Raw genomic sequence first — 12033 nt, forward strand, 5'->3', positions numbered from 1 at the left:
GCGGCAAACAAAAAGGCGGTCAATGACCGCCTTTGTAACAAACCATATCAGCGCAGTGGTTAGCGCTGCTCGAGCGGAGTGAACTCGCGCAACGGGTGACCCACGTAGAGCTGGCGTGGGCGACCAATCTTGCTGTCCGGGTCTGAGTGGAACTCGTTCCAGTGCGCAATCCAGCCGATAGTGCGGGAGATGGCGAAGATCACGGTGAACATGCTCATCGGGATGCCGATCGCCTTCATGATGATGCCGGAGTAGAAGTCCACGTTCGGGTAGAGTTTCTTCTCGACGAAGTAGGGGTCGGAGAGCGCAATACGTTCCAGCTCCATGGCCACGTCCAGCAGCGGATCCTTGATCTGCAGCTCGGTCAGTACTTCGTGGCAGGTTTCGCGCATCACGGTGGCACGGGGGTCGTGGTTCTTGTAGACGCGGTGACCGAAGCCCATCAGGCGGAACGGATCATTCTTGTCCTTGGCCTTGGCGATGTACTCGGGGATGCGATCCACCGAGCCGATCTCTTCCAGCATGCGCAGGCAGGCTTCGTTGGCACCACCGTGGGCCGGTCCCCACAGGGAGGCGATCCCCGCGGCGATACAGGCGAACGGGTTGGCACCGGAGGATCCAGCCAGACGAACGGTGGAGGTGGAGGCGTTCTGCTCGTGATCCGCATGGAGGGTAAAGATACGATCCATGGCGCGTTCAACGATGGGGTTGACCTTGTACTCCTCGGTCGGCACGCCAAACATCATGTGCAGGAAGTTACCGGCATAGGAGAGGGCGTTACGCGGCTGCATGAACGGCTGGCCGATGGAGTACTTATAACACATGGCGGCCAGAGTCGGCATCTTGGAGAGCAGACGGAAGGCACAGATCTCGCGATGCTGCTCGTTGTTGATGTCGAGGGCATCGTGATAGAAGGCGGAGAGGGCGCTGACTACACCGCACATGATGGCCATGGGGTGGGAGTCGCGACGGAAGCCGCGGAAGAAGAAGGCGATCTGCTCGTGCACCATGGTGTGGCGGGTGACCAGGCGTTCGAATTCGGCATATTGGGCCTTGGTCGGCGCTTCGCCGTACAGCAGGATATAGCAGACTTCCAGATAGGTGGCCTGGGTGGCCAACTGGGCGATGGGGTAACCACGGTGCAGCAAGACACCCTGATCCCCGTCAATGTAGGTAATGGCAGATTTGCAAGAACCGGTGGCCATAAAACCGGGGTCAAAGGTGAAATACCCCTGTGATCCCAATTTTCTGACATCGATGACATCCGGGCCGATGGTGCCGGAGAGGATCGGCAGTTCGACCGGATCTTTTCCGGGCAGGTGTAGGGTGGCTATCTTATCAGCCATAGCACGTCTCCTTTGCTCTTTATAATTTGGTTCCAGTCCTACTCTATTACGACTTTTATGACGCTGGCAAAGGTTGTTACCCATACCGAAGTGGCTGGAGCGCCTTATTTGAAACAGAGTTCCTTATCAATGTCAATTTTGCTGGAACCCCATTAATGGCATTAATGAAATGTTAAATTAAATATGCGATCGAGTTTGCGGTTTTGTGTTTTCTTTGTAGCTAATTGATTGTCTTCGGTTAAGGCCGCCGATATACTGCGCCACGTGGGTCATGGCTGCGGGTGTTTGAAACGCTTTGGCAAAGCCTGATGTGAAACCGAAAACTCGCGTTTTGGCTTTTTCAGAGTGTTTTGGTAACAAAAAACCAACAATCACCATTCCGTGCCCTCAAGTGTGAGTTAAAACAATAACTAACGTGCTCAATGGAGCTGAGTGGGCAAGCGTGAAAAACAAACAGAGACCGGTCAACCTCGACCTACAGACGATCAGCTTTCCTGTCACTGCCATTGCATCCATCCTGCACCGTGTTTCAGGGGTCATTACCTTTGTTGCACTGGGCATCTTGCTGTGGATGCTTGGTACTTCACTCGCCTCTCCCGAAGGGTTTGAAACCGTGGTTGCCATCATGGACAACTTCCTGGTCAAACTCGTGCTGTGGGGGATCCTGACTGCGCTGGCATACCACATTGTGGGCGGCTTGCGTCATCTGGTCATGGATATGGGCTATTGGGAAGAGCTGGAATCCGGCAATCAGAGCGCCCGCGTGGCCTTCGTGATCACCGCGATCCTGGCTGTATTGGCGGGAGTGCTTGTATGGTAACCAATTCTGCAACCTTCGGGCGCAGCGGCGTTCATGATTACATCCTGATCCGCGCCACCGCCCTCATCATGACCTGTTATGTCCTCTATCTGGTGGGCTTTGTCGCGTTCAACGACATCACCTACGAGGTGTGGGCAGGCTTCTTCGCCAAAACATTCACCAAAGTATTCACCCTGTTGACCCTGCTCTGCGTACTGATCCATGCCTGGATTGGTCTGTGGCAGGTGCTGACTGACTATATCAAGCCGGTAGGGCTGCGCGGGGCGCTGCAATTTGCCCTGGTCGTGGTGCTGTTTGTCTATCTGATGACGGGTTTCGTCGTGCTGTGGGGTGTGTAAGGTGACTATTCCAACTCGTGAATTTGATGCGGTGGTGATTGGTGCCGGTGGTGCCGGTATGCGCGCCGCGCTGCAGATTGCCCAGTCCGGCAAGAGCTGTGCTCTGTTGTCCAAGGTTTTTCCAACCCGTTCTCACACTGTTTCCGCTCAGGGCGGGATCACGGTTGCGCTGGGCAATGCCCATGATGACAACTGGCAGTGGCATATGTATGACACGGTAAAAGGTTCCGATTACATCGGTGATCAGGAAGCCATCGAATACATGTGCAAAACCGGTCCCGAGGCTATCTATGAGCTGGAGAACATGGGGCTGCCCTTCTCCCGTTTCGATAACGGGTCTGTCTACCAGCGTCCGTTTGGTGGTCAGTCCAAGAATTTCGGTGGCGAGCAGGCTGCTCGTACCGCAGCTGCCGCCGACCGTACCGGTCACGCCCTGCTGCACACCCTTTACCAACAAAACGTCAAGAACAAGACCACCGTCTTCTCCGAGTGGTATGCGCTGGATCTGGTGAAAAACCAGGATGGCCATGTGGTGGGTTGTACCGCCATCGACATGGAGAGCGGTGAAGTGGTCTACTTCAAGGCCAAGGCCACCGTGCTGGCGACTGGCGGTGCCGGTCGTATCTACCAGTCCACCACCAACGCCCACATCAATACAGGTGACGGTGTCGGTATGGCGCTGCGCGCTGGCGTCGGCGTGCAGGACATGGAGATGTGGCAGTTCCACCCGACCGGCATCGCCGGGGCAGGGGTGCTGGTAACCGAAGGCTGCCGTGGTGAAGGCGGCTATCTGCTCAATAAAGATGGCGAGCGCTTCATGGAGCGTTACGCCCCGAACGCCAAGGACTTGGCCGGTCGCGACGTGGTGGCCCGCTCCATCATGATCGAGATCCGCGAAGGCCGTGGCTGTGACGGTCCCTGGGGTCCACACATCAAGCTCAAGCTGGATCACCTCGGCAAAGAGGTGCTGGAATCCCGTCTGCCGGGGATCTGCGAGCTCTCTCGCACCTTCGCCCACGTGGATCCGGTCAAAGAGCCGATCCCGATCATCCCGACCTGCCACTATATGATGGGCGGCGTGCCGACCAACGTGAATGGCCAGTGCCTGACCCAGGACAAGAACGGCAACGATGTGCCGGTAGTCGGTCTGTTTGCGGTGGGCGAGATTGCCTGCGTCTCCGTACACGGTGCCAACCGTCTGGGTGGCAACTCCCTGCTGGATCTGGTGGTGTTCGGCCGCGCGGCCGGCATGCATCTGGTCAACACCCTGGGCGAGATGGATCACGGCCGCGATGCTTCCGAGTCGGATCTGGATGCCGCACTGGCCCGCTTCAACCGCTGGGAAAATTGCCGTGACGGGGAAGACCCGGTGCAGATCCGCAAAGACCTGCAGCGCTGCATGCAGAACAACTTCTCCGTATTCCGCGAAGGTGCGGCGATGGCAGAAGGGCTGGCCGAGCTCAAGGTTATCCGCGAGCGCCTCAAGTCAGCCCGTCTGGATGACACCTCCAAAGAGTTCAACACCCAGCGCATCGAGTGCCTGGAGCTGGACAACCTGATGGAGACGGCGTTTGCCACGGCGGTTGCCGCCAACTTCCGTACCGAGAGTCGCGGTGCTCACTGCCGCTTCGACTTCCCGGATCGCGACGATGAGAACTGGCTGTGCCACAGCCTCTATCATCCGGACACCGAGTCCATGACCCGTCGCGCTGTCAACATGTCACCCAAGACCCGTGAGGCGTTCCCGCCCAAGGTCCGGACTTACTGATTGCGGAGCCAGCCCTATGAACGTCACATTCTCTGTCTACAGATACAATCCGGATGTTGATAACGTCCCCCATATGAAGGAATATCGTCTTGATATTCCTGAAGGTTCCGACATGATGGTGCTCGACGCACTGATCCAGTTGAAAGAGCTGGATCCCACGCTCGCCTTCCGCCGCTCTTGCCGCGAAGGGGTCTGTGGATCAGACGGTCTCAACATGAATGGCAAGAACGGTCTTGCCTGTATCACCCCGCTCTCCGACCTGCTGAAGAAGGGCAATAACGTCGTTATCCGCCCCTTGCCCGGCCTGCCGGTGATCCGTGATCTGGTGATCGACATGACCCAGTTCTACACCCAGTGGGAGAAGGTCAAACCCTTCCTCATCAATGATGACAAGTTGCCGCCGGTGCGTGAGCACCTGCAATCCCCCGAAGAGCGCGCCAAGCTTGACGGCCTGTACGAGTGCATTCTCTGTGCCTGCTGCTCCACTTCGTGCCCCTCCTTCTGGTGGAATCCCGACAAGTTCATCGGTCCGGCCGGGCTGCTCGCCGCCTACCGCTGGCTGGCTGACAGCCGCGACACCGCGACCACCGAACGACTGGGAAATCTGGACGACGCATTCAGCGTGTTCCGCTGCCATGGCATCATGAACTGCGTGAACGTCTGTCCGAAAGGCTTGAACCCGACCAAGGCGATTGGTCAGATCAAGTCGATGTTGCTCAATCGGGCTGTTTAGTATCAGGGCCGGCCACGTGCTGGCCCGACCTCTGGATAGCCATCCCACCCGTGGCAGGATGGCTATTTGACCCCTACAAGCTGCGCAGCAGTAACAAGAAGTACAAGGGATAGAAATGCATAACGGCGTGATGAAGGCCTGGTTGGAGTCATCTCACCTGGCTGGTGCGAATGCAAGCTATATCGAGGATTTGTACGAATCCTTTCTGGAAAATCCTGACTCCGTGTCCGACGAGTGGCGCAGCCTGTTTAGCGAGCTGCCCCAGGTCAATGGCCATGCGGTTGAACAACCCCACTCCCAGGTCCGCGATTATTTCCGTCGTCTGGCCAAGGATCCTTCTCGCTACAGTGCCCCCGTCTCTGATCCGCAAGTGGATGCCAAGCAGGTGCGGGTATTGCAGCTGATCAACGCCTTCCGTTTCCGTGGTCACCAGAATGCCAATCTGGACCCGCTGGGCCTGTGGCAGCGTGAAACCGTTGCCGAACTGGATCCTGCGTTCCACAACCTGCAGGGCGCAGATATGGAGGCCACCTTTAATGTGGGCTCCTACGCCATCGGTCGCGAGACCATGGTGCTCTCCGACCTCTACGCCTCGCTGAAGAAGACCTATTGCGGCTCCATCGGCGCCGACTACATGCACCTCACCTCCACGGAAGAGAAGCGCTGGCTGCAACAGCGTCTCGAATCCATTGAAGGGAAGGGGAGCTACACCCTCGAAGAGAAGACCCGTTTCCTCGAGAGCCTGACCGCCGCCGAAGGGCTGGAGAAATATCTGGGTGCCAAGTTCCCGGGAGCCAAGCGCTTCTCGCTGGAAGGGGGCGACGCCATGATCCCCATGCTCAAGGAGCTGATCCGTCGCGCCGGTGAGCAGGGCTGCAAAGAGGCCGTTATCGGTATGGCCCACCGCGGTCGTCTCAACGTGCTGATCAACGTGCTGGGCAAGCGCGCTCAGGATCTGTTCGACGAGTTTGCCGGCAAGCATGGCGAATCCTGGGGTACCGGTGATGTGAAGTACCACATGGGCTTCTCCTCCGACTTCGCCACCCCGGGTGGCAACGTCCACCTGGCGCTGGCGTTCAACCCCTCTCACCTCGAAATCGTCAACCCCGTGGTCATCGGCTCGGTGCGTGCCCGTATGGATCGTCGCGGTGACAAGGATGGCTCCAGCGTGCTGCCCATCACCATTCACGGTGACTCGGCCATGGCAGGTCAGGGCGTGGTGGCCGAGACCTTCAACATGTCCCAGACCCGTGCCTATGGCGTCGGCGGGACGGTGCGCATCGTCATCAACAACCAGGTGGGTTTCACCACCTCCTATATCCGTGACCTGCGTTCCACCGAATATTGCACCGACATCGCCAAGGCGGTGCAGGCGCCGGTGCTGCATGTCAACGGGGATGATCCGGAAGCCGTGGTGCTGGTGACCCAGATTGCGCTGGATTACCGCAACACCTTCAAACGCGACGTGGTGATCGAGCTGGTCTGCTACCGTCGTCACGGTCACAACGAGGCGGATGAGCCGAGCGCGACCCAGCCGCTGATGTACCAGAAGATCAAGCAGCACCCGACCCCGCGCAAGATCTACGCCGATCAGCTGGTGGCCGAGGGGAGCCTCGCTCAGGAGCGGGCGACCGAACTGGTCAACGAGTATCGCGAAGCGCTGGATCGCGGCGAGCGGGTGAGCAAGGAGTGGCGGCCGATGGAGTTGCACTCCGTCGACTGGACCCCTTATCTGGGCCACGACTGGAACATGGCCTATGAGAGTGCCGTGCCGATGGATCACCTCAAGAGCCTCGGCGAGCGGGTGAGCCAGTATCCGGCGACCCACGTGCTGCAGCGTCAGGTCGAGAAAATTTACGAAGACCGCCGTCTGATGGCCGCTGGCGAGAAGCTGGTGGATTGGGGCTTTGCCGAAACCCTGGCCTACGCCACTCTGGTGGACAAGGGGTCCCGCATCCGCTTTACCGGTGAAGATTCCGGCCGTGGCACCTTCTTCCACCGCCACGCCGTGCTGCACAGCCAGACCGATGCCAGCACCTACACCCCGCTGTGCAACCTGCACGACGAGCAAGGCCCGTTCGAGGTGTATGACTCTGTGCTGACCGAGAACGCGGTACTGGCCTTTGAATATGGTTACGCCAGCGCCGAGCCGGCTGGCCTCACCATCTGGGAAGCCCAGTTCGGCGATTTCGCCAACTGTGCCCAGGTAGTGGTGGATCAGTTCCTCTCCTCTGGTGAGCAGAAGTGGGGCCGGATGTGCGGCCTGACCATGTTGCTGCCGCACGGTTACGAGGGGCAGGGCCCGGAGCACTCCTCCGCCCGTCTGGAGCGTTATCTGCAGATGTGCGCCCAACACAACATGCAGGTGTGCGTGCCCTCAACCCCGGCGCAGGTGTTCCATATGCTGCGTCGTCAGGTTGTGCGCCCGATGCGCCGTCCGCTCATCGTCATGACGCCCAAATCCCTGCTGCGCCATCCGCTGGCGGTGAGCAAGCTTGAAGAGCTGGCGGAAGGTACTTTCCAGAACGCTATCGGCGAGATCGATGCGCTGGATCCGAAAGCGGTCAAGCGCGTGGTCTTCTGCTCCGGCAAGGTCTACTACGACCTGCTCGATGCCCGTCGCAAGGCCGAGCAGCAAGATGTGGCACTGGTGCGAATTGAGCAGCTCTACCCCTTCCCGGAAGAGGAAGTGCGCGCCATTCTAGCCGATTACAGCCACGTCACCGACTTTGTCTGGTGTCAGGAAGAGCCGCAGAACCAGGGCGCCTGGTACTGCACCCGTCACCACTACGATGGCGTGCTGCCAGCCGGAGCCACCCTGCGTTATGCCGGTCGCCCCGCGTCAGCCTCACCGGCCGTCGGTTACATGTCTGTCCACGCCAAGCAGCAAAAAGCCTTGGTGGAAGATGCCCTTACCCTGTAAAGCCTCTGGCATAGAAGTAAAAAGGAACTGATTGGATGACTATCGAAATCAAGGTACCGGATCTGCCGGAATCAGTGGCCGATGCCACTATCGCCACCTGGCACAAAAAACCGGGCGATCTGGTCGCCCGTGACGAAGTGCTGGTCGACATCGAGACCGACAAGGTGGTGCTGGAAGTGCCGGCACCGCAAGCCGGAGTGCTGGGGGATATTCTGCAAGGGGAAGGGGCGACTGTGTTGTCCCGTCAACTGATTGCCATCCTCACCGCCGCTCCGGTGGCCGGTGAAGAGACCAAAGAGAAACCCGCTGAAGCGGTTGCCGATGATGGTGCCGATGGCTTGAGCCCCTCGGTGCGCCGCCTGATTGGTGAGCACGATATCGACGTGACCAAGCTGACCGGTACCGGCAAGGGTGGTCGCATCACCAAGGATGATGTGGAAGCCTTCATCAAGGCCAAGAGCCAGCCTGCGGCAGCCGCACCGGTCGCCGCTGCCGCTCCGGCAGCCAAGGTTACTCCGCTGGGTGGTCGCACCGACAAGCGGGTACCGATGACCCGTCTGCGCAAGCGCATCGCCGAGCGTCTGCTGGAAGCGAAAAATACCACCGCCATGCTGACCACCTTCAACGAGGTCAACATGAAGCCCATCATGGATCTGCGCAAGCAGTACGGCGAGATCTTCGAGAAGAAGCACGGCATCAAGCTCGGCTTTATGTCCTTCTACGTGAAGGCGGTGGTGGAGTCCCTCAAGCGCTATCCGGAAGTGAACGCGGCGCTCGATGGTGATGACGTGGTTTACCACAACTACTTCGACGTCAGCATCGCCGTCTCTACCCCCCGTGGTCTGGTGACGCCGGTGCTGCGCGACTGCGACAACATGAGCCTGGCGGACATCGAGAAGGCCATCAAGGATCTGGCGGGCAAGGGCCGTGACGGCAAGCTGACCGTGGATGAACTGACTGGCGGCAACTTCACCATCACCAACGGTGGCGTGTTCGGGTCCCTGATGTCTACCCCGATCATCAACCCGCCCCAGAGCGCCATTCTGGGGATGCACAAGATCCAGGATCGCCCGATGGCCGTTGACGGCAAGGTCGAGATCCTGCCGATGATGTATCTGGCGCTCTCCTACGATCACCGTCTCATCGACGGACGCGAATCGGTAGGCTTCCTGGTCTCCGTCAAGGAGCTGCTGGAAGACCCGACCCGTCTGTTGCTGGACGTCTAAGCCTGTGGCACCCGGGCAAGGGGTTTGCGCCCCGAGCCGGATGTGCTGCTGGACGTTTGAGTAATACCCGAGCGATTGAAAGATAACGAGGGGCCGCCCAGGCCCCCATTCACAGGGGATTGAGAAACACCAGCCCCGGACGGAAATACCTACAACACGGATAGAGCATCTATGAATCTGCATGAATATCAGGCAAAACAGCTGTTTGCCGAGTATGGCCTGCCGGTCTCCGAAGGTTATGCCTGTGCTACCCCACAAGAAGCGGCCGAAGCGGCCGACAAGATTGGCGGCAATACCTGGGTCGTCAAATGCCAGGTACACGCCGGTGGCCGCGGCAAGGCGGGCGGTGTGAAAGTGGCCAAGAGCAAGGATGAGATCCGTGCTTTCGCCCAGAACTGGCTGGGCAAGAATCTGGTGACCTACCAGACCGACGCCAACGGCCAGCCGGTCACCAAGATCCTGGTGGAATCTTGCACCGACATCGCCAAAGAGCTCTACCTGGGCGCCGTAGTTGACCGTGGTTCGCGCCGCGTGGTCTTCATGGCCTCGACCGAAGGTGGCGTGGATATCGAGAAGATCGCCCACGAAACCCCCCATCTGATCCACAAGGCGGCCATCGACCCGCTGGTGGGTCCGCAGGCCTATCAGGCTCGCGAACTGGCCTTCAAACTGGGTCTGGTCGGCGATCAGATCAAACAGTTCACCAAGATCTTCATGGGTCTGGGCCAGATGTTCCTCGACTGCGATTTCGCGCTGCTGGAGATCAACCCGCTGGTGATCACCGCGCAGGGCAACCTGCACTGCCTGGATGGCAAGATCAACATCGACGCCAACGCATTGTATCGTCAGCCCAAGCTGCGCGAGATGCACGACCCGTCACAAGATGACCCCCGCGAAGCGCACGCCGCCCAGTGGGAGCTCAACTATGTGGCCCTCGATGGCAACATCGGCTGCATGGTCAACGGCGCGGGTCTGGCCATGGGCACCATGGACATCGTCAACCTGCACGGCGGCAAGCCGGCCAACTTCCTTGACGTCGGCGGCGGCGCCACCAAGGAGCGCGTAACCGAGGCGTTCAAGATCATCCTCTCCGACAGCAACGTCAAAGCTGTGCTGGTCAACATCTTTGGCGGCATCGTGCGCTGCGACATGATCGCGGAAGGCATCATAGGTGCGGTCAAGGAAGTGGGGGTCAAGGTGCCCGTCGTGGTCCGTCTGGAAGGCAACAACGCCGAGCTGGGTGGTATCAAGCTGGCCGAGAGCGGCCTCAACATCATTGCGGCCAAGAGTCTGACCGATGCCGCGCAGCAAGTCGTCAAAGCAGCGGAGGCCAACTGATGAGCGTACTGATCAACAAGGACACCCGAGTCATCTGCCAGGGCTTTACCGGCGGTCAGGGTACTTTCCACTCCGAGCAGGCGCTCTCCTATGGCACCCAGCTGGTGGGCGGCGTCTCCCCGGGCAAGGGCGGCACCACCCATCTGGGCCTGCCGGTGTTCAACACCGTCCGTGACGCGGTTGAAGCGACCGGCGCTACTGCTTCCGTCATCTATGTGCCGGCGCCGTTCTGCAAGGATGCGATCCTGGAAGCGATTGACGCGGGCATCAAGCTCATCGTCACCATCACCGAAGGCATCCCGACGCTGGATATGCTGGATGTGAAAGTGAAGCTGCAAGAGACCGGCGTGCGGATGATCGGCCCCAACTGCCCGGGTGTGATCACCCCGGGTGAGTGCAAGATCGGCATCATGCCGGGCCACATTCACAAGCCGGGCAAGGTGGGCATCGTCTCCCGCTCCGGCACCCTGACCTACGAAGCGGTCAAGCAGACCACTGACGAGGGCTTTGGCCAGTCCACCTGCGTCGGTATCGGTGGCGACCCCATCCCTGGCTCCAACTTTATCGACATTCTGGAGATGTTCCAGAACGACCCGCAGACCGAAGCGATCGTGATGATCGGCGAGATCGGCGGCAACGCCGAGGAAGACGCGGCCGCCTATATCAAGGCCCACGTCACCAAGCCGGTGGTCTCCTATATCGCCGGTGTTACTGCCCCTCCCGGCAAGCGGATGGGCCACGCTGGCGCCATCATCTCCGGTGGCAAGGGTACTGCCGCCGAGAAGTTTGCCGCGCTGGAAGATGCTGGCGTGAAAACCGTCCGCTCCCTGGCCGATATCGGCAAGGCCCTGCGCGAAGTCACCGGCTGGTAATTCTGCTTAGCCCGTTATCTCTAATAAAAAGCCGCCCGATGGGCGGCTTTTTTGTGGTGTAGTGGTCTAATCATCCCGGACACCATTTTAGGTGGTACAGTCGCCACCATGACCTGAGGTGTTCAATGACAAGATTACGTCGCTCATTTACTGCCGAATTCAAACTCGAAGCCGCATCCCTGGTGCTCGACCAGGGGTATTCTGTTCCCGAAGCCAGCCGTTCACTGGATGTCGGTGAAACCGTACTTCGCCGCTGGGTTCAGCAACTGCAATCCGAACGAACTGGCACAACCCCAATCGGCAAAGCACTGACTCCGGAGAAGCAAAAAATTCAGGAGCTGGAAGCCCGTATTAACCGGCTCGAACGTGAAAAGGACATTCTAAAAAAGGCTACTGCTCTCTTGATGGCGGACGAGTTCACACGTACGCGCTGATAGACCGATTAAGGGAGCAAGCCCCCATCACCTTGGTCTGCTGCGCTTTCGATGTTCCAACATCCTGCTTTTACGACTATCTGGCCCGCAGACGGGCGATTAACCGTGAGCGGATACAGCAACGCAGTGAGTTGCGCCGGTTGTTCAAAGAAAGCCGGAACTCAGCGGGCAGCCGCGCCTTGATGTCGATGATGCGAGAGTTGGGGTATCAGATTGGCCGATTCAAAGTACGTAA

The 12033-nt window shown here is 59.1% G+C and carries 10 protein-coding genes and 1 pseudogene; 9 read left to right on the forward strand and 2 right to left on the reverse strand.

Features of this window, described 5'->3' with window-relative positions; translation table 11 throughout:
• Nucleotides 1-59: 59 nt before the first annotated feature.
• A complete protein-coding gene (locus AB5Y73_RS09635; protein ID WP_005333572.1) occupies nucleotides 60-1346 on the reverse strand; it encodes a citrate synthase in 1287 nt (428 codons plus the stop codon).
• Nucleotides 1347-1523: 177 nt separating this feature from the next.
• On the reverse strand, nucleotides 1524-1724 hold the full coding sequence (locus tag AB5Y73_RS09640) for a hypothetical protein (RefSeq protein WP_124929313.1): 201 nt from the start codon (nucleotides 1722-1724) through the stop codon (nucleotides 1524-1526).
• A gap of 64 nt (nucleotides 1725-1788) precedes the next feature.
• Here AB5Y73_RS09640 and sdhC point away from each other — a divergent pair, with 64 nt between their 5' ends.
• The 9 genes and pseudogenes from sdhC to AB5Y73_RS09685 form a co-directional block, all read left to right on the forward strand.
• Complete coding sequence (gene sdhC / locus AB5Y73_RS09645; protein WP_005333571.1) at nucleotides 1789-2166, forward strand: succinate dehydrogenase cytochrome b556 subunit; 378 nt, start codon at nucleotides 1789-1791, stop codon at nucleotides 2164-2166.
• The gene (gene sdhD / locus AB5Y73_RS09650) at nucleotides 2160-2504 is read left to right on the forward strand and encodes a succinate dehydrogenase, hydrophobic membrane anchor protein (RefSeq protein ID WP_005333558.1); all 345 of its coding nucleotides are present in this window, start codon (nucleotides 2160-2162) and stop codon (nucleotides 2502-2504) included. Before sdhC ends, sdhD begins: the two co-directional genes overlap by 7 nt.
• A 1-nt stretch (nucleotide 2505) precedes the next feature.
• Nucleotides 2506-4272 (forward strand): succinate dehydrogenase flavoprotein subunit, encoded by a 1767-nt coding sequence (gene sdhA, locus AB5Y73_RS09655; protein WP_040066317.1) that lies wholly within the window; start codon nucleotides 2506-2508, stop codon nucleotides 4270-4272.
• A 16-nt stretch (nucleotides 4273-4288) separates the two neighbouring features.
• Nucleotides 4289-5005, forward strand: a complete 717-nt coding sequence (locus AB5Y73_RS09660) for a succinate dehydrogenase iron-sulfur subunit (RefSeq protein ID WP_005333549.1) — start codon at nucleotides 4289-4291, stop codon at nucleotides 5003-5005.
• Between the two features lie 115 nt (nucleotides 5006-5120).
• Entirely contained in the window at nucleotides 5121-7928 is a 2808-nt protein-coding gene (gene sucA / locus AB5Y73_RS09665) for a 2-oxoglutarate dehydrogenase E1 component (protein ID WP_005333548.1), read from the forward strand.
• 35 nt (nucleotides 7929-7963) lie between these two features.
• Nucleotides 7964-9154, forward strand: a complete 1191-nt coding sequence (gene odhB, locus AB5Y73_RS09670; RefSeq protein ID WP_043824260.1) for a 2-oxoglutarate dehydrogenase complex dihydrolipoyllysine-residue succinyltransferase — start codon at nucleotides 7964-7966, stop codon at nucleotides 9152-9154.
• Between the two features lie 171 nt (nucleotides 9155-9325).
• Nucleotides 9326-10492: an ADP-forming succinate--CoA ligase subunit beta gene (gene sucC / locus AB5Y73_RS09675; RefSeq protein ID WP_005361097.1), complete on the forward strand. Its 1167-nt coding sequence runs from the start codon at nucleotides 9326-9328 to the stop codon at nucleotides 10490-10492.
• Entirely contained in the window at nucleotides 10492-11364 is an 873-nt protein-coding gene (gene sucD, locus AB5Y73_RS09680; protein ID WP_005333542.1) for a succinate--CoA ligase subunit alpha, read from the forward strand. Before sucC ends, sucD begins: the two co-directional genes overlap by 1 nt.
• Nucleotides 11365-11489: 125 nt before the next feature.
• A pseudogene (locus AB5Y73_RS09685) lies at nucleotides 11490-12033 on the forward strand (transposase); the annotation flags it as partial.

Source organism: Aeromonas sp. s7(2024), assembly GCF_040907825.1.
In the GTDB taxonomy this organism is placed as follows: domain Bacteria; phylum Pseudomonadota; class Gammaproteobacteria; order Enterobacterales; family Aeromonadaceae; genus Aeromonas; species Aeromonas veronii.